We start from the raw sequence: 22,692 nt of genomic DNA, 5'->3' as shown, positions 1-22,692 counted from the left end.
ACTTTGGTATTATGCATTTATATGTTGAGTATTAAGACGAGGACGCTTTGCGGAAAACCGCAATGTAGTTTATCGGGATATTAATATTTTGGCTCTATTTACTTGTAGGATTTTTATATTAAAAGGCTATATTTAAAGTTTTGCAAAAGTTCCCCGCTTAATGCATTAAAGAAATTTTATTGTTAATGATTTTCAACGAAGATTCTAGAGTAAAAATACCTTCTATTTTACACTTAATGCAATTGGGGTATCAGTACTTATCATTAAAGGATAATACCTGGGATGAGGGTACCAATATATTCACTGATATATTTCACAAGCAAATTACTACTATCAATAATGGGATATCCCATACCGATATTCAAAAGGTTTATGATGAAGTTTCCCTTTCTCTGGAAAATGAAGATCTGGGCCGTGCCTTTTATCACAAGTTAATAGATCAGTCGGGAATTAAATTAATCGACTTCGAAAACTTTGAGGAGAATAATTCTTTCCATGTGGTAACGGAATTGCCCTATCAAAAAGATGACGAAAACTTTAGGCCAGACATTATTTTATTGATCAATGGGATGCCCTTGGTATTTGTAGAGGTAAAAAAGCCAAACAATAGGGATGGCATTTTAGCAGAGCATAAGCGCATGCAGACCCGTTTTCAGAATAAAAAATTCCGCAAATTCATCAACCTTACCCAACTCATGGTGTTTTCAAATAACATGAATTATAGTGATGATGATTCGCAAATGTTGGAAGGAGCATTTTATAGCACTACAAATTATTATAAGCCCAGTTTCAACTATTTCAGGGAAGAAGAAACCTTTGACTTACAAACTATTCTACAGCCCATCACTCTGGATGAGGAGAACTTTGTACTAAAGGATACCAATTTATTGAGTATAAAAAACTCACAAGAGTATACCTCCAACAAAAACCCGAACACGGCTACCAACTCTATTTCCACCTCCCTGTTTCAAAAGAAGCGCTTAAAATTCCTTTTACAATACGCTTTCGCATACGTGGAGGAAGAAAAAGGTTTGGAAAAACACGTGATGCGCTATCCACAATTATTTGCAACAAAGGCAATAGAAAAAAAGTTGGAGAAGGGAATTAAAAAAGGTATTATCTGGCACACCCAAGGTTCCGGAAAAACAGCTTTGGCTTTTTTCAACATTAAGTATTTAACGGATTATTACCAGAAGAAGAGCATTATCCCTAAGTTCTATTTTATTGTAGACCGATTGGATTTATTGACTCAGGCCGCAAAAGAATTTACGGCTCGTGGTCTTGTGGTTCATAAAATAGATTCAAGGGAAGCTTTTACCAAGGACATTAAATCTACCGAGGTAATCCACAATAGTTCCGGTAAGGCTGAAATTACTGTGGTGAACATTCAGAAGTTTAAGGACGACCCCGATGTCATAAAAAACAACGACTACAACTTAAGTGTACAACGGGTATTCTTTTTGGATGAAGTACATCGCAGCTACAACCCAAAAGGAAGTTTTTTAGCTAACCTGGAACTGGCGGACACACACTCTATAAAGATTGGACTAACAGGCACCCCCCTATTGGGAAATGAATACAATTCCAAAACCTTATTCGGCGACTATATCCATAAATACTACTACAATCTCTCCATTAAGGATGGCTATACCTTACGGTTGATTCGAGAAGAAATAGAGACCAATTATAAGCTTGCCCTACAGAAAACCTTGGAAGAAATTAAAATATTACAAGGTAATACGGACAAAAAGAAGGTCTTTGCCCACTATAAGTTTGTGGAGCCCATGCTAGACTATATTGTAAAAGATATGGAGCAGGCCAGAATTGCTATGAACGACAATAGCATTGGAGGTATGGTGGTCTGTGACTCTTCGGATCAGGCGAAGATGATGTTCGACATCTTTCAGGAGAATTACGCTGATAAGACTGAACCGAATTTGAATCTGGCAGCCGAGGAACCTATCACCTACACTACCAAAAAGAAAGAAGCCAGCGATGTTAAAACTGCCAAGGTTATTCTTCATGATATTGGTACCAAACAAGAACGTAAAGATTGGGTGTCCGACTTCAAGGCCGGTAAATTGGACCTCCTGTTTGTGTATAACATGTTACTTACCGGTTTTGATGCAAAGCGGCTAAAGAAGCTCTACATAGGACGCAAAATAAAGTCGCACAATTTGCTACAAACCCTAACTCGTGTCAACAGAACATACAAGAACCATAAATACGGTTTTGTGGTGGACTTTGCAGATATTCAAAAAGAGTTCGAGAAGACCAATCAGGATTACTTTAACGAGCTACAATCCGAGCTTGGGGATGAAATGCAGCATTATTCCAATCTTTTGAAGCCAGAGCATGAAATAAAGGAGGAGATAGAGGAAATAAAGGATATTCTCTTCAAATTCAATACCGTAAATGCTACCGTTTTTGGGGAGCAAATTTCCGAAATAAACGAACGCACCGAAATACGGCTTATAGCCAAAGCGTTAAACAATGCCAAAGAACTGTACAATCTTATTCGTCTTTCCGGTAATTTTGAATTACTGGAAAAACTGGATTTCAGAAAATTATCGGTACTTTCCAGACTAACCAATGATAGACTAGCACTTATCAATACCAAGATTGCCTTAGAGAACAATGTTGGTACGGATAATATTTTAAACACTGCCCTGGAAGATGTTATTTTTGCTTTCACCAAGGTGAAGGAAGAAGAAATGGTATTGGCAGATGAGTTGAAAAACACCTTGCGGCGAACCCGTGAGATGTTGGGAGGTAACTTTGACCAGAAGGACCCTATTTTTATTTCCTTAAAAGAAGAGTTGGAACGACTCTTTAAAAAGAAAAATTTAAGTGAGGTTACCAAAGAAGAAATGGAAGCCAATATTAAGGCCTTAAATGATATTTATGATAAGGCCAAAAAACTGGAGCGGGAAAACCAATTACTAAAGGCCAAATATGATTATGATGCCAAGTATGCCCGCATACATAAACGGCTGATGGAAAAGGACCCTTTGACCGAAAGCGAAAGAAAATTGTTCGATGCCTTGATCGGATTAAAATCTGCGGTGGACAAAGAAATTATGCAAAATTCCAAGATATTGGAGAATGAGAGTTATGTGGAAAGAATGGTAATGCGTTTGGTGGTGAACCAGTTTAAAAAAGAACAACATATTAACATTAATACTTCTGACGTAAAACGCATTAATAGTATCATAGTTAAAGAATATATGAACGAATACAACGGTTACGTTGCATAATGAAAATGAAAAAGCAACTATCGCATATTTTGAGATAGTTGAAAATATATGGAGATAAAAAATCAAATAGAAATTTATCAGGCCCAAGATGGTTCTACTCAAATTGATGTACAGTTGGAGGAGGAAACTGTTTGGCTTACCCAGGCCCAAATGGCAGTACTTTTTAATAAGGGAAGAACAACCATAACAGAGCACATTTCCAATGTTTTCAAAGAAGGGGAATTAATTGAAGAAATGGTGTGTCGGGATTTCCGACATACCACTCAACACGGCGCTATTAAAGGAAAGACACAATCCAAAAACGTTAAATTTTATAACCTAGATGTCATTATATCTGTAGGTTACAGAGTAAAATCAAAACAAGGTACACAGTTTAGGATATGGGCCAATAAAACATTAAAAGACTATTTGGTTAAAGGATATGCTCTTAACGAGAAACGTTTAGCTCAAAAAGAACAAGAAGTAAAGTTATTAAAAGACGGTATTCATATTTTAAGCAGGGCTATTGAAGAAAAAATTGAAGACAATCAATGGCTTACCGTTTTCACTAAGGGCTTAAGTTTATTAGATGATTATGATCATGAGCAACTGGACACCAAAGGATTAACTACAAAAGAAGTCAATTATCCAAGTTTGGTAGATTATCAAGAACTCATTAACGAAATGATGACCGAGTTTGATTCGGATGTTTTTGGGAAGGAAAAAGATAAAAGCTTTCAAAGCTCTATTGCCCAAATTGGAAAAGGATTTGGAGAAGCTGATTTTTACCCAACACTAGAGGAAAAAGCAGCTATGCTCTTGTATCTAGTGGTAAAGAACCATTCTTTTGTAGACGGTAACAAACGCATAGCGGCAGCATGTTTTCTTAAATTTTTGCAGCAGAACGACATGCTTTTCAATAGTCACAAACAACCCATTATAAGCAACGACACCTTAGCAAGTTTAACGTTGTTCATTGCTGCCAGTAAACCAGAAGAAATGCAAACGGTAACACGCTTGGTAATTAGCGTATTAAACAGAAATATAATCAATTGAGAATTAGGAATGGAGAATTACGAATGACGAATTATGAAAGAGAATATAGTCCAAGTGAAGTCGTATGCATTCGCAATTAAAATAGTCAATACGTTTAAGGTATTACAACAGGACAGTAAAGAGTTTGTTTTAAGCAGACAGTTATTAAGGGCGGGCACCTCTATTGGAGCCAATATAGAAGAGGCCATTGGCGGTCAGAGCCGTAAGGATTTTTTCGTCAAACTAACCATTGCTTATAAAGAACCAAGAGAAACAAAATATTGGATAAGACTATTAACAGACACTAAATATTTAGATAAGGAAACAAGTAGAATATTATTGGAAGATATAGAAGAATTGTTGCGAATTATTGGCAGCAACCAAAAAACAATTCGCAATTCATAATTGAACATTGAGAATTCGCAATTGAGAATTCGTAATTCATAATTGAACATTGAATACATGACAAGCACAGCACAATTTGAAACCCAGACCAAAGCACTTATAGACGACCTTAAAAGCGTATGTGCCAATTACGGTTTGGGAAATGACGGGAATGAATTTAAAATCATTACCCAGATATTTTTATATAAGTTCTTGAACGACAAATATGTTTATGAACTAAAACAGTTGGAGCCGGACCTGGCCAAAGCAGAAGACTTTGATGCAGCCCTAAAAAAGTACTCCGAAGATGAGTTGGAATTGTTGGGTATGCAGATTAGCGAGAATACGGCACATATTGCTCCCCAAAACTTTTTGTCCCGCTTGTTCGAGCAACAGAACAAGGACAAATTTGCCGATATATTTGACCAGACCTTGATGGATGTGGCCAAAGCCAATAGCGACATTTTCTCGGTACTTACCCAAGGGGGTGAAAAAATAGTCCTGTTCGAAAATCTGAGTAAATATGTTTCTGATAACAGGGATGCCTTTTGCAAGGCCTTGGTAAACAAACTGGTGGGCTTTAGTTTTGAGCATATTTTTACCCAGAAGTTCGACTTCTTTGCTACCATTTTTGAGTATCTCATAAAGGACTACAACTCCAATAGCGGGGGTAAATATGCGGAATACTTTACACCCCATGCGGTGGCCAAGATTATGGCCGCCTGTTTGGTCACGGATGAAAATGTAAACAATGTAACCTGCTATGATCCCAGTGCAGGGTCGGGGACACTGTTGATGAACCTGGCCCATGCCATAGGCGAGGATAAGTGTACCATCTACTCCCAGGACATTTCCCAAAAGTCATCCGCCTTATTGCGTTTGAATCTTATTCTGAACAATCTGGTACACTCCATACAGAACATTATACAAGGAAATACCATTTTAACCCCATACCACAAACAGGAAAATGGGCAACTTGAAAAGTTCGACTACATCGTCTCCAACCCACCGTTTAAATTGGATTTTTCCGATTACAGTGCCGATCTGGACAGTAAAGCCAATAAGGAACGCTTTTTTGCGGGCATCCCAAAAGTGCCGGCTAAAAAGAAGGAATCCATGGCCATTTACCTGCTGTTTATACAGCATATTATGCACAGTTTAAGTGCCAAAGGAAAAGCAGCTATTGTGGTGCCCACAGGTTTTATTACGGCCCAGAGTGGTATTGATAAAAAGATAAGGCAAAAACTGGTTAAGGAGAAAATGTTGGCCGGGGTGGTAAGTATGCCCTCCAATATTTTCGCCACTACGGGTACCAACGTAAGTATTTTGTTTTTGGATAAAGAAAACAAAGGGGATGTGGTATTGGTAGATGCCTCTAATTTGGGGACAAAAGTAAAAGAAGGTAAAAACCAAAAAACTGTATTGAGCGAAGCCGAAGAACAACAGATTATAGATGTATTTAATGCCAAAGAAGCCAAGGACGATTTCTCTGTCGTGGTTTCTTATGACTACATAAAAGACAATAACTACAGCCTAAGTGCAGGACAATATTTTGAGATAAAGATTGAATATACAGATATTACCGCGGAAGTGTTTTCTTCTAAAATAAATAGTTATAAAAGTGACTTGGAAAATTTATTTTCAGTGTCCAAAAGTTTGGAAAAAGAGATTCAAGAAAACTTGAAAAGTTTGAAGTATGAATAACTATAGAGCTTCTTTCAAAGGTGAAACAATTGAGTTAGAGAAAATATGTGAATCAATAACAGATTGTCATCATTCGACTCCTTTATATTTAGATAAAGGTAAAATTGTGATAAGAAATTTTAATATTAAAAATGGTAGAATGTTGTTGGACAACTTATCATATACCGATAATTTACATTTTAATCAAAGAATTGCAAGAGAGGTTCCATGTGAAGGTGATTTAATCATTACAAGGGAAGCTCCTATGGGGGATGGTCTTGCTACATTTGTTGGGACACTTAGTTAAGGGCAATATTGAAAAATCCTTAACTTGTTAAAACGATGAAAGAAAACAGAAGAATCTACAGTAAAGAATTTAAACAAAAGGCGGTGGAATTGAGCCACGTTCGTGGCAATGTGAACGATATTGCCCGTGAACTGGGTGTCAGATCGGAACTTCTCTATCGCTGGAGACGAGAGTTTGCCCATGATCCTTCCCTGTCCTTTAGTGGCAACGGGAATAAACAGCTCACCCCGGAAGCAAAAGAAGTTGCCAGGTTAAAAAGGGAGCTCGCCGATGTAACCATGGAGCGGGATATCTTAAAAAAGGCGATAGGCATCTTCTCCGCGAGCGACAGGAAATCTACAAATTCATGAAGGACCACCGATTGGAATTTCATGTTGGGAAGATGTGCAAAGTTTTTAAAGTGAGCAAAAGTGGGTTTTACAGAAGTCAAAGAATGCTTCCTTGCGACCGGGACAATGAGAACCGGATGCTACTTTTTCAAATTGGGCGGATACACCAGAAAAGTAAGGCGACCTACGGAAGCCCGCGGATAACCGATGAGCTCAGGGCCCAAGGATTCGATGTGTCCAGGCCACGGGTGGCCCGGCTGATGAAACAAAAAGGTATACGGGCCGTGCATGCTAAAAAGTTTGTGGTCACCACCGATTCCAAACACAAATATCCGGTAGCAGAAAATAAATTGGACAGAAACTTTTCAGCGCAAGCTAAGGCCCGGGCCTGGGTATCGGACATCACCTACATAAAGACCGGGAGGGGATGGCTTTACTTAACGATAATTATTGACCTTTTCGACCGTAAGGTCATAGGTTGGTCACTCAGTAGCGATCTGAGTGCCGCAAACACTTGTATGGCCGCATGGAGAATGGCTGTTAAAAACAGACCGCTTTCGGGAAAATTGATATTCCATTCGGATAGGGGCGTACAATATGCCTGCAATGCCTTTAGAAACCTATTGGGCAGTTATGAAGGAGTTCAGCAGAGTATGAGCAGGAAAGGGAACTGTTGGGACAATGCCGTTGCGGAAAGCTTCTTTAAATCCATAAAGGTAGAACTCATATACAGGACCCGTTATAAGAGAAAAGAACAGGCCGCTATATCTGTGTTCGAGTGGATAGAAACCTGGTATAACCGAAACAGAAGACATTCAGCTCTGGGTAACCGCACAATACTAGAATTTGAACAAATAATGCAATTTAAAAATGTAGCTTAACTTTTTGTCCCGTTTTTTGTTGCAAGTTCAGGAAGTTTGTATAATACCCGATGGACTTGAATGTTGTCTTGGGCAAAGAATGGTTTTAATCAAACCAAACAATAAATTAACAAACAATAAATTTTTGCTTTATGCTTTGCTTTCAGAATATGTTCAAGAGCAAATTAATAAAAGCAATGGAACAGGCTCAATAGTAAGTAATCTTAGAATACCCGTTTTAAAAGAGTTAAGAATACCACATTACAATATAAGGACCCAAAAACAAATAGCCAAAGTCCTTTCCGATTTAGACGCCAAAATAGAAGTCAACAACAAAATAAACCAAGAGTTAGAAGCGATGGCAAGAACGCTTTACGATTATTGGTTTGTACAATTTGATTTTCCAGATGCTAATGGTAAACCTTATAAATCGTCTGGTGGCAAAATGGTTTTTAATGAGGTATTGAAACGTGAGATTCCTGAAGAGTGGGAAGCTTGTTTGCTAGGGGATGTTGTTGCTAAAACAGGAACAGGTCTTAATCCAAGAAAACACTTTGTTTTAGGAGAAGGAGAGAATTATTACGTTACAATAAAAAACATAAATCAAGGACAAATTGTATTAGATGATAAATGTGATAAAATTTCAGATGAATCTCTAGATATTATAAATAATAGGTCGGATTTAAGAGTTGGAGATATCCTATATACAAGTATAGAGCCAGTTGGTACAACGTATCTATTACGTAGCAAACCAACTAATTGGAATATAAATGAATCCGTTTTCACAATAAGACCTGATTTTAAAAAAGTAAGCTCTGAATTTTTATATATGTTTCTATCTGGAGATTATATAAAAGCATATACTAAAAATGTATCTGCTGGAAGTATACATAAAGGAGTGAGACATGGAACTTTAAAAGACTGTAAATTTATTCTTCCTAATAAAATTACTATTGATTCTTTTTCAAATAAAATGAATCCAATTTTAGATAAATTAGAATTAATTCAAAAAGAAAACCAAAAACTCTCAGAGCTCCGGGATTGGTTATTGCCTATGTTAATGAATGGACAGGTAACAATTTCGAATGATGAATTAGGAATTACGAATGCGGAATTAAGGAATGATTTGGGGATGGTTGCGGAGGAAGCTGGTAACTATAAACTTCGTAAGTAATGTACAAGAAAACCCATCCTGATATTCTATACATTGACTTTTTAAAATTAATTGGGCCAATAGCATCATTTTTGAGTGTGTAGGGCCATGAGTATATTATAAAAAAAATAGAGGGAAGTAAACTACATTTTGTCAGAACTTCCACAGCCAAAGAGTGGTCCATGGACTTGAAGCAGGTACTCCGAGCTTATAAAGAATTAAGGGAATTTAAAACCGCAAGTTTTAAGCCTTATGTGCCATTAACACATTCACCGGCCTTGGGGTTATTGGTGCAATTAAAGTTGTTGGTGAGGTGAGGAAATTTATTATTGCTATGGGATTAGATAATTATAGATTAAATTAATTTAAAGAAATGAGGTTAGCTGCTATTTTTATTCCAAATAACTCCTTACCCTACATATTTGGTAAAGAACACCAGGGGCAAACTATTAATTTTGGCGGAAAATATTTGTATGAAATAGATGAAAATGAAGGGCAGATAATAATAAATGAAAGAAAATTAAATGAAGGCTTCATAAATAAATTTTGGGGTGACGGCATATCCTTGGTAAGTGCCATTGTGGGAAGAAATGGCACAGGCAAGACTACAATTTTAAGGGCTATAAATCAGGAATCAGATATTAAGCATATTAGTGTAGTTCACATTTTCGAAGAAGATGATAAGGACGATTTCATTTACCTGTTAAATGAGACTACTAAAGCTATTGAATCACAACTTAATATAGTATCTAAAGATTTTTCTATTAATAATATTGAAAAGCAATATTACTCGCCAGTACTGGATTATGAGCTACAAGATACCCACTCTGCTTTTTCATTGGTATATTATGCAAAGGGTAATTTAGAGGAGCATTATTATGATTCAATTACTAGAAACATCCTTTTTTTAAATGAGCCAGTACTTAATGATATTAAGAAAGTATACCCAGACTTTCCTGCTTATGACAAATATTTCATAAGCATCCTCCAACATAGTAAATCTTATTTTAGGAAAACGTATATCGATTCTAATTTGGGTAATCCCAATAAGGCAGATGTTTCAATAAATTATGTTAACGGAGAAATTCTACGCATCGAGAATGATAGCAAAGTAGCTTATCCCAAAACAGATGTATTAGCACTATTAACTAACTTTAGACGAATACTAGAAGGGGATAGCTTTACTACCCTATTTCAATGGTTGTGGGAACTAGATGAGTATAAAAGTTCTAATGAATTTGAATATACACACGATGGGGATGATTTTATTAAAAACCTAGAAGTTACATTACTTAGTTATATCATTTTAGGTGCAGTTTTTCCACAAACAGGGCTGCACGGAGGATTTGATTTAAGAGAGCGTTTACTTAACTCAAGTTTTAGTGAAAAACTAGACATATTGATGGAGTATTATTTATCAAGCACTTATCAAAAACTCTCAGATGTAATTAAAACAAAATTAGAAAAAATCACTATTGATAATAAAGAACGTATAGTTGAAATAATTAACGAAGACAAATTTGAGAGTATCCAGGGCGTCAAAACAGATAAACTCAAAGAACGCATGAAAAGGGACCTAGATATGTTCTGGGTAATAAAAGACTTCTATGAGCATTTAAAAGATTTAATAATTAATAAAGTTTTGCCAGTTGAAAAAGGACGTTTGGTTTTCAATATAGTTAAAAATGATATTTCGATTTTCACACAGATAGTAGATAAATATAAAAGGGTATTGGAATCATTCCAATTCCTTCCTATTACACCATCAATTGTTCAATTTAAGCCCAATAAAAAGCTTTCGTCTGGTGAAAAATCACTTATAGATTTTTATGCTTCACTGAACAATTATGTTGATAGGTACAGAAATACACCGCATCAATGTAATGAAAACTATTTGTTGCTACTAGATGAACCAGAACTGGGCTATCATCCTTTATGGAAGAAAAAATTTATCAAGGCGATAACCGCAACATTACCAATTTTGTTTTCAAAAATAAAGCCGACTTTTTTTGATACCGCTTCGGGAAAACAAATTGATAGTGAACAAAAAAATCCAAATATTCAAATTGTTTTTACCACCCATGACCCTTTAACGTTGTCGGATATTCCAAATCAGAATATTATTTATTTAGACAAAGAAAAAGCAGAAGCCAATACCTACATTACAGACAATCGTGATAAAAAATCTTTTGGTGCCAACGTTCACGACTTATTAGCGGATAGCTTTTTTCTAGACGATGGTTTCATGGGTGAATTTGCCGAGAGATGGATAAAGGAATTGATTAATTACCTATCTCCAGATGAACATGATAGTGATAGCCTACCCATGAGGAAAATAGAATCCAAATGGTCAAGGGAACTGGGTCAGAAAGTAATAAATATAGTTGATGAGCCAATGATAAAAGAAAGGTTGCAAGAACTATATAATAAAAAATTTATTTATGAAAATGCAGAGGAATTAGAAAAGAAAATAAGTGAGTTTCAAATTCTTCTTAAAAAATTAAAAGATGAGAAAAATTAAAATAACCAAAGAGTTTGAAGACTACGTTAAAAATTTCAACAAGAAATTATTCGTTTCAACTAGAAACAAAAACTTTGAATTACCAATAAATAGGCTGAACAAAATAATTAAAGAACTTAGACCTAAATATAATAGACACAAGGAATATGTTCAAAAAATAATTGATGAGTATCCCCGTATATTAAATGCGTCTCCAAAAGAAATGGAGATATTGATTTTTGAGTTTAATAGAATTTTAACTAATAATCAATTAAACCTAAGTGTTAGAAAAAACAAAATTTTATCTTTTAATGAAGCAATAGTATATGCACTAAGGTATGAGGACTTAAGGGAAAAAGAGTTTTTACAATTCTTAAATTTCATTGATATAAAAACGTGCGTGTATTGTAATCTTCAATCAACTCTAGTCATTGAGCCCAAATATTACAATAAAAAGAAAAAAGCAGTAAAAAAGACAACGGCAAAATTACAATTAGATCATTTTTATCCAAAGTCTCAATATCCGTTTTTAGCTACCTCATTGTTTAATCTCTACCCCACATGTGCGAACTGTAATCTAGCAAAAGGTAAGAAAAAATCACTTTTCAATCTATACACGACAACAGATGATTTAGATGTTTTCAATTTCAGGTTATCAGATAAGTCAGTTTTGAGATACTGGCTTTCATTAAAAAAAGAAAATTTAGATGTTTCTTTTAATTGTTCTGACCAAAAATTATTAGAAAATCACAACGATTTGTTTCAAATTCAAGCACTTTACGACACCCAAATGGATGTAGCGGAGGAATTATTGTTAAAAGCGAAAGCAAATCCAAAAATATACAGAATAATTTTGCAAAAAGAATTTGGACAACTTTTTAAAGACCCTTCAATCATTGACAGGTTGTTAATTGGTAATTACAGTAAACCAGACGATATAAATCGTAGACCGATGGCAAAGTATTCTCAAGATATTGCGAAACAATTAAAACTAATTTCATAAAAAAATCATGTATTCATGCCATTCCAACCAGAAAAAATAAAGCGTTCACATGTATTAAAGGCCTTTAAGGAAATAGACAATGAAGACATAGGGATAAGACCGTCTACAAAATGGGATATAGTATACCAAGGTAAAAGATACCCGCCCAAAGATGTTGGCCGTTTGGCTCATGAATATGCAACTGGAGAATATTTCTGGCAACCTGGCGGAGGTGAGGGTACCAATAAATATTTTAAAGAATTGGGATTTCTTGTCATCAATAAGACAGAGCCAATAGATGAGGTGATAAAAACGCTAATACCCAAGTACAAGCATATTATTACAACACATGACAAATATAATGAAGTATATAAGTGGGAAGCGGTAGGGAATTTTCAAAAACATTGGGATTTAAATGCCACTGATCTGGTCTCAATGATAGACAGGTCTTTCCCGGGAAATAATAATTTATGGACGAGCCGTAATTATTACCCCATTAACATGCTAAAAACATTCGCAGAAAACAATTCCCCAAAAGTCAGGACTGCTCTTAAAAATCTTTTTGATGAAAACTCCCCGTTGGATGAAAGAATTTTGGCCTATCAAAATGGATTGGATGAATTATTGAGTGAAGATAATGTTATAAGAAAAGCTAGTAACAAGCATCATTATCATGATGCCAGATCAATAAGTCTGCTGCTTTCATTCCATGCACCTGAAAAATATTTTCTATTTAAGCATGGTGTTTTAAAAAAGTTCTGTGCTCGCCTAGAAATTGATATGCCAAAAACTGGCGATATAGTAAATCAAATTCTAATCAATAATGAGGTTAACTTGTTAGTTAAAGAGATTCTGGTTCAAGACAAAGAGTTATTGGAAATTCACAAAAATAGACTTACCCCTAATTCTTTTAAAAACGATGATTTTAATATACTAACCCAAGACTTTATTTATTCAACTTCTGCCTATACTGCCGAGCTACCTAAATATTGGTTATATGCCCCAGGTGAAAATGCCAAGGAATGGGACGATTTTTATGAACAGGGAATTATGGCCTTGGGTTGGGATGATTTGGGTGATTTAACAAAATATAATTCAAAAGATGAAATAGTTAAAGCCCTTCAAGATTTGTTCAATACGGATAGTTCCAAAAAGAATGATGCTACCGCGAACTACGACTTTGTGTCTGAAATGAATATTGGAGATGTGGTATTTGTTAAGAAGGGAACTTCAAAACTTTTAGGTTATGGCGTAGTTGAATCGGATTATTTGTTTGATTCCACAAGAAATAAGTTCAAGCATGTCCGTAAAATGAATTGGAAAAAGAAAGGACTTTGGGAGGCAGGTCATAATTTGGCGGTAAAAACGCTTACCAATATTTCTGATTACCCCTCGCCAGATACCAATTATAGTACTTATCATGAGCGCCTAATGGCAATAATTAACGGCAATCAATCTTCTGCTAAAAAAACGGTGAATATGGATTATCCACTAAATACAATATTGTATGGGCCTCCAGGTACTGGAAAGACCTATAAAACTAAAGAAACAGCTCTCAAGATTTTAGGCATTAGTACTGAAAACCTAACTCGAACAGACATTAAAAACAAATATGATGAAAAGACAGAAGAAGGCCGTATTGTTTTTACAACCTTTCATCAAAGTATGTCCTATGAGGATTTTGTGGAAGGCATCAAACCTGTTACTATTAATGACGGACAATTAGTTTATAATGTAGAGTCTGGAATATTCAAAACTATTTGTAAAAAAGCCGAAGACAATTATTGGGATTCTCAAAAAGGACTAACTAAAGAACTACCGTTTGACAAAGCTTTTGAGATGCTTGAAGAGGAATGGCAAGAAAATGAGGAGATGAAATTCCCATTAAGAACGGAAGGGTATGATTTTACAATTACGGGTTTTTCGGATAGGTCCATACGTTTTAAAAAAGCCAGTGGAGGCACAGGTCATACGCTGAGTATATCAACTTTGCGAGATGTTTATTATGGCAAAAGAGAAGTAAAAGTAACTGGGGTTGGAATATATTATCCTGGTATTTTGGCAAAACTAAAAAGCTATAAACCGGAGGCAAATTCTTCTGAAAAAGATTTAAAAAATTACGTGTTGATTATTGACGAAATTAACCGCGGTAACCTATCTGCTATTTTTGGTGAACTAATAACCTTGTTGGAACCTGACAAACGCTTAGGAGAGGCTGAAGAAATCACCCTAAAATTACCTTATTCGAAAGATGAAACCTTTGGGGTTCCTCCTAACCTACATATTATCGGCACCATGAACACTGCTGACAGAAGTGTTGAGGCCTTGGATACTGCCCTTAGAAGAAGATTTGTTTTTGGGGAAGTGATGCCAAAACCAAAGCTTTTAAAAGAAATCATCTTTAGCAAGTTTGATTTAAAAGAAGTCTTAGAAACCATAAATATACGTATCGAAACCTTACTGGATAGGGACCATACCATTGGTCATTCCTACTTCATAAAACTAAAAAGTGGTGATACAGTGGGCCTTTCAAACGTCTTTAAAAACAACATTATTCCCTTGCTGCAAGAGTACTTCTATAATGATTATGAGAAAATCGCCTTGGTATTGGGACCAGGGTTTGTGCAAGAGAAAGAAACCAAGACAAATATCTTCCCCAAGTTTAAAAATATTCAAGAACCGGAAAATGAAACAGTCTATGAGTTGATATCCAAAATTGATGATATAGAAGAGGCCGTTGGTCAACTTATGGGTGCTTCAAATGAGTAAGCAGAAAAACATATTGCAAGTTTTTGAGTATAGCACTGTGTACTATGGCCGGGAGTATAACGATATAACTTTTGAAGAAAAACACTTTGACGCCCTTGCGAAGCTTAACCAGCTTCATAACAATGAATATTTCACGGTATTGCATAAAGGCATTAAATTCTCGCAATATGTGGGTGTTATTCAGATAGACGGACTTACCATTGAGATCTTGCCAAAAATAGACGGAAGTACTTCCAATGAAGCATTGTGGCAAACTGTATTGATTGGCATGCTGCGTGCTACCAAGCGATTAAAAGTAAATAATTTGGGCCAAGCAAACGTAAGTAAACAGCAAATTCACTTGTTGGATATTTATTTTGAATGGTTTCTGAACGAGATAGAGTTATTGGTACGGCAAGGTTTGATTAAACAGTATCGGACCAATACGGGAAATATAAAAGCCTTAAAAGGAAAATTGGAATTTGCCACCCATATAAATCAAAATTTAGTACACAGAGAACGCTTTTACACCTCCCATCAGGTCTATGACCATGACCACCAAGTCCATCAAATTTTGGCACTGGCTTTGGATATCATTGGTCAGTTTTCTTCAGGTACATATCTATACTCGAAGTGTAAACGGGTTCAGACCAGTTTTCCCGAGGTTTCTCGGGTTAAGGTAAATGCTAGTACTTTTAATAAACTTACTATCAATAGAAAGGCGCAACCTTATACAACTGCCTTGGAAATTGCCCGACTCATTATTTTAAATTTTGCTCCCAATATCTCAAGTGGAAAAGAAAATATGCTCGCTTTGCTCTTTGACATGAACAGTCTATGGGAAGAATATGTATTGGCAAGGCTTAAATCAGTTTCGGCTGAAGGTATAGCGGTGAAAGGCCAAGAATCAAAACCGTTTTGGAGGGGCATCAAGATTAGACCTGATATCGTAGTTGAAAAGTCGGACAAAACCTATGTAATAGATACAAAATGGAAGAATATCGGCGGTAGTAAACCTTCTACCAATGATTTGCGCCAGATGTACGTGTACAACGAATATTGGGATTCAACTAAAGCATTGTTGTTATATCCATCTGTAGAAACCGAAATTCCCCAGTTTGTACCTTTCGAGGGAGATGACAACCATACATGTGCACTAGGAAAGCTGAATATTCTAGATGGCGAGAAATTAAATAAGAACATTGGCGAAGAAATTTTAGCAATGCTTCAAACAAGTCAATAAAATTCTAAGCCAGACCAAAATTCCTTTTATGGCGAAACACATGCATATATCCGAATATGAAGCTAAAGAAGGTACTCCCCTACTCTCTTGCGAATGTGGATGGAAAGGTAAGGCAACTGAGGCGAATGGAGAATTGCACGAAGCGGTCTTGGATATTGAATGCCCCAAATGTGATAAAATGCTATTGATTGTTAATCTTATAGTAGATCCTAAAAAGTATTTTGACTGGAAAGCATCCAAGAAGTAGAACTAAAGTAATTTCTATTCTCCAGCTTAAACTTGTCCAGAGGAATAGGGTTGGAACAACAATGACACCATAACCATCATCTGTGACGAGTGCCCCCCCCACAACAATAGGCCAAGCACTACGCAGTTGCAGCACATCTTAATTTTATCCGTGTATTGTTTCTTCCTTTCCGTAGTTTTTTATCACCTCAGCTTCAAATTCAACCAGCTCTTGCCAGCGTTGGTCTACATCTATATCTTGGCCGTATTTGCGGGCAAAACCAATAAAAGTAGTGTAATGGCCTGCTTCGCTGACCATTAAATCGTGGTAGAATTTTGAAAGCTCCGGGTCTTTTAATTCTTTGGACAGCAGTTTAAAACGTTCACAACTTCTGGCTTCAATCATAGCGGAAAATAAGAGTCTATCTACCATAGATTGCAGTCTACTGCCTCCTTTGTTCATAAACTTATATAGCTCGTTGACATAGCTGTCCTTGCGCTCCCTGCCCAAGGTGTAACCGCGCTTTTTAATGATATTGTGTACCATCTGAAAATGTTCCAGTTCTTCCTGGGCCAAAAGGAGTAGATCGGTAACCAGATCGGGGTATTCGGAATTAAGGGTTATAATAGTAATGGCATTGGTAGCGGCCTTTTGTTCGCACCATGCATGGTCTGTTAGTATTTCTTCTATGTTCTTTTCAACAATATTGACCCAACGGGGGTCTGTTGCTAATTTTAAATGGAGCATGGGCCAATGTTTTTGTAAAAATAGGTATTAACAATACAAGAAATCTATAAATCTTAAGTCAGTACAAAATGTACTTTTTTGTACGGCCTTATTTGTGTAGGTAATTTTTAAGATCCTCAAGGGATGTGTAGAAAGTCCAGCATTTTTTTATTCACTGTTGCTGCCTGATCTATGGATAAAAAATGTCCTGCATTATGTATTACTTCCCCCTTCCCCTTGGGTAACATATTGGCAATCTCCACCGTCCTTCTTTCATTGATCATATCGTCATCCCCAATTAAAACCAAAACAGGCATTTGTAAGGACTTTAATTCGCTGTTGGAAAAAGGTTTCATGCTGGTCACAAACTTGTTTTCGGAATCCAATTCCATACCCAGTTTGTATTGCCTTAGGTAGGCTTCGTTAATATTGCCCACATTGCTGGACATGCTCTCCAAGCTTTGCGCAATCTGTTTTTCCTTGGAAGAAAATATCCTAACAATATTTTTTAATAGATCCGTACTGGGCTTGATCCAGGTAAAGGTTTGTGCCGGACTCAATAATATGAGGCTTTTTATTTTTGTCTGGTCGTTCAAGGCCAAGGTAACGGCCAACCATCCCCCACGGGAAGCGCCGATGAGATGAAAGCTATCCAACTCCAAAGCAAATAAAACTTCCTTGTACCAAGCGGTAACTTTATCTACGTTTTCAATATCATTATTCAAATGAGACTTTCCCGGTTCCAGGATAAAGTCGATCGCAAACACCCTATGGTTTTTGGCAAGGGCTTCAATATTTGGATACCACATGGTAGAACTGGCATTCATTCCGTGGAGCAATACCACTGCTTCCGCATTTTCAGGGCCACTTACAATAACATGGGCAATACCGTTGGTGGTAGGGATATACAGTTCCTCAAAAGGAACATTCCATAATTCTAAGGTCGCGTCGTAAGCTTCATAATACGCTGCATTGGCAGCTGAAGCCTGGGAAATATATTCTGGTGGTTTTTTATACTTACCATATGGGTCCGCACAAGCATTCAACAAAACGAAAAAAGTAAGCAATAAAAATGGTCTCATAGAATGGGATATAGTTTTTTAATATAACTATAATTAGGTGTAACATTACACAATTAGGATATTATTTTTATACCTATACACTTGTTTTTTCTACATATATTTCTGGACTGAACAGATAACGGATCGATAGTCAATGGACTGGTCGTGAACCATCGAGGCTCAGTTTTAATGGAGAGTATAAAGAGGGTATGTATGTGCCACGAAGCAGCTTTTGTAAATGACAGGTTTTTGAGATTTTCCTATACCGATGGCCTTAATTGAAAAAACGGCCATTTTAGGCCGTTTACAATGTTGCTTTTGCTGAAATTTAGTGGGCTTTATATAGGAGCCAATATTCTATAACGAATAATATACATTATCCTCTTTAAAGCAACTTTCCTATTCAACTTTTAAAATTGGCACATATTTATTCCAATTGGCAATAATTGCCCAGGTATTAATTCCAAATAATAGCAATGCTATTCCAATACCTGATATATCGTGAACCAAGTGATGCACAAGGATCCCTACCATGACAGGAAAGATCATAATTACTCCCAAGGCTCTTGTTTTCGGCATGGCCATAAATGCTCCTGCAATGATTTCAACCACAGCCACTAGTGGGAGAATCCATTTTATAGTCAGAAACCCTCCCATAATTTGCATCATTTCTTCAGACATAACGGGCATAGGCATATAGTTAAAAAATTTGTTTAAACCTGAATTAACCATCATTAGTGCGAATAGGATACTTAGACCTGTAAGAATTTTGTTTTTCATTTTATGATTTTAAAATTAGGATACAAAATTAATTATTATTGATTACTAAATGTTATCAGTTACCTTTGGGTAATCAGTTACCTCTGGGTAATCAAAAATTGGACAAGATGCAAAAAATGGAACATAAAGAGTGTATGTCCGCCCTCATACCGGTAAGGGACACATTGGATATCATTGGTGGTAAATGGAAAATTCTGATACTAATTACTATTTGGGAAGGCAATAAACATTTCAGAGAAATAGAGCGAAGCATTCCAAAGTTAAGCACCAAAGTATTGTCAAGTGAATTGAAAGACATGGAAGCAAATCAATTGATTACAAGAACTGTTATAAATGGTTTTCCTGTACGAACCGAATATAGGCCAACGGAATATTCCAATACTTTAAAAAAAGTGATATCGGAATTGCATATTTGGGGCATTAATCATCGCAAGAAAATTTTTGGAAATTAGTTTCAGAATATGAGTGCTCTGTGAAAAGAAAATTTGGGGGCTAGCAGCCCTTTAGGATTACCTGCGGTGATCCTCTTCCATCAATGTTGCAAATTCTAATTAACACAATATTAAGAACCTCAAAAGGCTAAATTTTAGTTTGTTGGCCGACCTAGGCTTAGTCCCTTGGAGGAGTTTTATTTTGTGAAATATCCCAATGAGTATATAATTCTATAAATGCATGGATATTTCTAAAATACCCTCTAAAATGCAATAAACATTATGAAACAAAAATTTTAAGGATTCATAAACCTAGATATCTTCTGCATGGTAAATATAGGATTGGCCCCTTCGCTTTTAGCAACCATGGCACCGACAGCACAACCAAAATTGATAGCGGCCTGGGGGCCTTCACCGCTAAACAACTTGTAAATTACAGAGGCTAGAAAAGAATCCCCGGATCCTACCGTATCAAGAACTTTAATCCTATAGCCACTATTATAATAAAAGATTTTTTGGTGATATAAGACGGCACCGTAGGCGCCTTTGGTAACACAAATGGTTTCCGTTTGGGTTTTTTCGGCAACAAATGCAATAGTCTGCTCCATGGAGTTGTACTTGGAACCAAGATATCCGGCCACTTCATACAATTCATCATCATTAAATTTCACAAAATTGGCGGGTTGCATTAATTCCAAGAGTAGTTCCTTGGTATAGTGTGGTGCTCTCAAATTAACATCAAAAACCTTGTATTGAGCAAAATGCAAAAGTTGTTTTAAGGTTGTCCGAGAAGTATTATCCCTACAGGCTAAACTACCATAAATAAAGATATCCGATATCTTTAATTGGCTTTCATAATATTTTCTTGGCAAAATTTTATCCCAAGCAACTGGGTAGGTAATATCATAAGATGCCACCCCTTTGTCATTTAAGACAACATTTACCTGTCCAGTCCCATAATTGGGACTAATCTGTATTCCATCCGTATTGACACCAGAACTGCCTAAATAGTTAATTATTTTATTCCCCTCCTTATCATCACCTACGCTACTTACCATGGATACTTCTACCCCATATGATTGTAATCGCAAAGCAACGTTCAATGGTGCTCCTCCAATCTTCGAATGAGTTGGGAAATTGTCAAATAAAACTTCTCCAAAACAAATTGCTTTTATTTTCATCATTTTTTTAATTTAAAAAAAGGCACGGAGGATTAGCTCTCCATGCCTTTATATAACTAACTCAAACCAACTCTATATTAAATTAATAACCAGGATTTTGCGTATAGAGACCACCCGTAAAATCTATTTCACGTTGAGGAATTGGATAGTATTCATCCCTTCCAGCTGTAAAAACGGCACTGGATAAGAAATCCCTCTTTGTTTTTTCCTCGGCCAAATAAGCGTTCAACACTGTTGCTGCCTCACCCCATCTTACCAAATCAAAGAAACGTGGTCCTTCCATACCAAATTCCAATCTCCTTTCAAATTTCAAGGCTTTCCAGGCATAGTCCTTATCAGGGAAGGTCGTGTACTGTTGAATGTTATAGATATCCGTTGCACCGGCATCGATCTGGCGTTGGGTACTTACGGCGGCACGGGCCCTTACCTGATTTATCAAAGGCAAAGCTTCATCCCAACGGTCCAATTGTATCAAGGCTTCTGCCTTGAACAGCAAAATATCTGCATATCTTATAAAATCAACATTCTTGGAAGTACCAACAAACGGTCCTTCCTTAACATAACAAGAGCAATCTGGCGCCTGTTGTTCCTTCATATTACCAAAATAGCCATAAACCCCCGGATCTCTGGCCCAGCTAAAGTTATAAACCATATCACCGGTTGTATTAACCGTATTTCTATATTTAAAAGGACGTCCGGGTATACCTACGGTATGATCCAACCTGGGGTCTACCGTTAATCCCACAGCTGGAGTAACAGTACCATCTCCATTTAGCGTAGTAAAAATATCCGCATCATTGAAAGTATCCAAAAGGGGCAGTCCAGCTGCATCGGTTCTAAATGCATTTACCATATTTTGACTGGCCAAATGAAAACCACAGCATCCGTAAAGTGCAGATCCATGAGGAGAATTAAGTCCAGTAACAAAACTTACCCTACTCACCTTGGTACCGTCATTTATGGAAAACTGAGCGGCCCAAATTGATTCTGGCCCGTTATCAAAACCGTCCAAAAAGTTATTGCCGTAATCTGCTTCCAATCCAGCAGTAACCTCATCCGCATAATCTATTACCTCCTGAAGTCGGGCAGGATTAATGGCCGTGACCTGATGCTGGTCATTTTGCTCATAGGCCTGGTATAATCTAAGTTTCGCCATATAGGCCGCAGCAGCATTTCTGTCTGCCCTACCCACTTCGTCCTGGGATTGGGGAAGATTGTTATATGCAAAAATAAAATCTTCGGCTATAGTGTTCCACAATTCATCGTTGGACACATCATTGGAAATGGCAGCCGTCTCTTCCTGAGACAAACCTTCTATGATATATGGAATTTTTTTGAACAAAAGCTTCAACATAAAATGTGAATGTGCTCTCAAAAATCTAAGTTCGGCCTGTCTTAAGGTCTTATTTGCATATTCCTCATCAGGTATATCATTGATCACGGTCAACGCAAAATTAGCCCTAGAAATAGCCTTGTAATAGTTGGTCCAAGTTCTTGGCGCCATCCAATCCCCAAAATCGGGAATAGTCAGATTGTACTGCTCATATCGGTCTACCACATCAACATCACTTCGGCCTCCACCGCCTTTGTAGGCATCGTCCGATCGTACACTTCCATATACCCATTGGTGCGTTAAGGGCCCTATCATTTCATCGTTGGCAATTCCCGCGTAAGCGGCAACAACCAAAGATTCTGCATTATCGGCAGTGGCCACATTTTCATTGGACAGCACTCCCTCAGGTTCGTATTCCAAAAAGTCCTTGTCACAAGAGACAAAAAGGAATGAAACCAACACTCCTATTATATATAATTTATTTCTTTTCATGA

Annotated in this window: 18 protein-coding genes; 13 read left to right on the top strand and 5 right to left on the bottom strand. The window is 36.7% G+C overall.

From position 1 onward, the window contains the following. Positions 1-185: 185 nt before the first annotated feature. The 12 genes from U735_RS0107375 to U735_RS0107310 all read left to right on the top strand — a co-directional run bounded on the left by U735_RS0107375 (position 186) and on the right by U735_RS0107310 (position 16,707). The gene (locus U735_RS0107375) at positions 186-3,257 is read left to right on the top strand and encodes a type I restriction endonuclease subunit R (protein WP_031443208.1); all 3,072 of its coding nucleotides are present in this window, start codon (positions 186-188) and stop codon (positions 3,255-3,257) included. A 48-nt stretch (positions 3,258-3,305) separates the two neighbouring features. Then, positions 3,306-4,292 carry a virulence protein RhuM/Fic/DOC family protein gene (gene rhuM, locus U735_RS0107370; protein WP_031443207.1) on the top strand — a complete coding sequence of 329 codons (987 nt, stop codon included), beginning with the start codon at positions 3,306-3,308 and terminating at the stop codon, positions 4,290-4,292. A 33-nt stretch (positions 4,293-4,325) separates the two neighbouring features. Beyond that, on the top strand, positions 4,326-4,676 hold the full coding sequence (locus tag U735_RS0107365) for a four helix bundle protein (RefSeq protein WP_031443206.1): 351 nt from the start codon (positions 4,326-4,328) through the stop codon (positions 4,674-4,676). Positions 4,677-4,733: 57 nt separating this feature from the next. Continuing rightward, on the top strand, positions 4,734-6,359 hold the full coding sequence (locus U735_RS0107360) for an HsdM family class I SAM-dependent methyltransferase (RefSeq protein ID WP_031443205.1): 1,626 nt from the start codon (positions 4,734-4,736) through the stop codon (positions 6,357-6,359). Then, complete coding sequence (locus U735_RS0107355; protein WP_031443204.1) at positions 6,352-6,645, top strand: restriction endonuclease subunit S domain-containing protein; 294 nt, start codon at positions 6,352-6,354, stop codon at positions 6,643-6,645. The genes U735_RS0107360 and U735_RS0107355 overlap by 8 nt, the downstream gene beginning before the upstream one ends. A 35-nt stretch (positions 6,646-6,680) precedes the next feature. Next, positions 6,681-7,855 (top strand): IS3 family transposase gene (locus U735_RS0107345; protein ID WP_232233195.1). Its coding sequence is split into 2 segments (ribosomal slippage): positions 6,681-6,936 and positions 6,936-7,855, totalling 1,176 coding nucleotides; the frame shifts between segments, so codons are not numbered across the junction. Positions 7,856-7,859: 4 nt separating this feature from the next. After that, positions 7,860-9,008, top strand: a complete 1,149-nt coding sequence (locus U735_RS0107340) for a restriction endonuclease subunit S (protein ID WP_316933006.1) — start codon at positions 7,860-7,862, stop codon at positions 9,006-9,008. A gap of 352 nt (positions 9,009-9,360) precedes the next feature. Then, on the top strand, positions 9,361-11,508 hold the full coding sequence (locus U735_RS0107330; protein ID WP_031443200.1) for an AAA family ATPase: 2,148 nt from the start codon (positions 9,361-9,363) through the stop codon (positions 11,506-11,508). Then, on the top strand, positions 11,495-12,490 hold the full coding sequence (locus tag U735_RS0107325; protein WP_031443199.1) for a hypothetical protein: 996 nt from the start codon (positions 11,495-11,497) through the stop codon (positions 12,488-12,490). The genes U735_RS0107330 and U735_RS0107325 overlap by 14 nt, the downstream gene beginning before the upstream one ends. A 15-nt stretch (positions 12,491-12,505) precedes the next feature. Continuing rightward, positions 12,506-15,238 carry an AAA family ATPase gene (locus U735_RS24935; protein WP_051891903.1) on the top strand — a complete coding sequence of 911 codons (2,733 nt, stop codon included), beginning with the start codon at positions 12,506-12,508 and terminating at the stop codon, positions 15,236-15,238. Then, a complete protein-coding gene (locus tag U735_RS0107315) occupies positions 15,231-16,460 on the top strand; it encodes an McrC family protein (protein ID WP_031443197.1) in 1,230 nt (409 codons plus the stop codon). The genes U735_RS24935 and U735_RS0107315 overlap by 8 nt, the downstream gene beginning before the upstream one ends. Before the next feature lie 28 nt (positions 16,461-16,488). Further along, positions 16,489-16,707: a hypothetical protein gene (locus tag U735_RS0107310; RefSeq protein ID WP_146032838.1), complete on the top strand. Its 219-nt coding sequence runs from the start codon at positions 16,489-16,491 to the stop codon at positions 16,705-16,707. 144 nt (positions 16,708-16,851) lie between these two features. On the opposite strand, the gene miaE is transcribed toward U735_RS0107310, so the two are convergent. From miaE to U735_RS0107295, 3 genes are all read right to left on the bottom strand, one after another. Beyond that, positions 16,852-17,433: a tRNA-(ms[2]io[6]A)-hydroxylase gene (miaE, locus tag U735_RS0107305; RefSeq protein WP_031443195.1), complete on the bottom strand. Its 582-nt coding sequence runs from the start codon at positions 17,431-17,433 to the stop codon at positions 16,852-16,854. A gap of 116 nt (positions 17,434-17,549) precedes the next feature. Next, complete coding sequence (locus tag U735_RS0107300) at positions 17,550-18,494, bottom strand: alpha/beta fold hydrolase (RefSeq protein ID WP_031443194.1); 945 nt, start codon at positions 18,492-18,494, stop codon at positions 17,550-17,552. A gap of 378 nt (positions 18,495-18,872) precedes the next feature. After that, complete coding sequence (locus U735_RS0107295) at positions 18,873-19,253, bottom strand: DoxX family protein (RefSeq protein WP_031443193.1); 381 nt, start codon at positions 19,251-19,253, stop codon at positions 18,873-18,875. A gap of 107 nt (positions 19,254-19,360) precedes the next feature. Here U735_RS0107295 and U735_RS0107290 point away from each other — a divergent pair, with 107 nt between their 5' ends. Beyond that, positions 19,361-19,705 carry a winged helix-turn-helix transcriptional regulator gene (locus U735_RS0107290; protein WP_031443192.1) on the top strand — a complete coding sequence of 115 codons (345 nt, stop codon included), beginning with the start codon at positions 19,361-19,363 and terminating at the stop codon, positions 19,703-19,705. A 275-nt stretch (positions 19,706-19,980) separates the two neighbouring features. Here the strand turns inward: U735_RS0107290 and U735_RS0107285 are convergent, their stop codons facing one another. Together U735_RS0107285 and U735_RS0107280 are read right to left on the bottom strand one after the other, a co-directional pair. After that, positions 19,981-20,868, bottom strand: coding sequence for a carbohydrate kinase family protein (locus U735_RS0107285; RefSeq protein ID WP_316933005.1), 888 nt, complete (start codon positions 20,866-20,868; stop codon positions 19,981-19,983). 79 nt (positions 20,869-20,947) lie between these two features. Beyond that, the gene (locus U735_RS0107280) at positions 20,948-22,690 is read right to left on the bottom strand and encodes a RagB/SusD family nutrient uptake outer membrane protein (protein ID WP_031443190.1); all 1,743 of its coding nucleotides are present in this window, start codon (positions 22,688-22,690) and stop codon (positions 20,948-20,950) included. Positions 22,691-22,692 lie beyond the last annotated feature (2 nt).

It is taken from the genome of Arenibacter algicola, from assembly GCF_000733925.1.
In the GTDB taxonomy this organism is placed as follows: Bacteria; Bacteroidota; Bacteroidia; order Flavobacteriales; family Flavobacteriaceae; genus Arenibacter; species Arenibacter algicola.
Note: the sequence above shows the minus strand (reverse complement) of the source record. Positions and strands in the feature narration are given on the sequence as shown.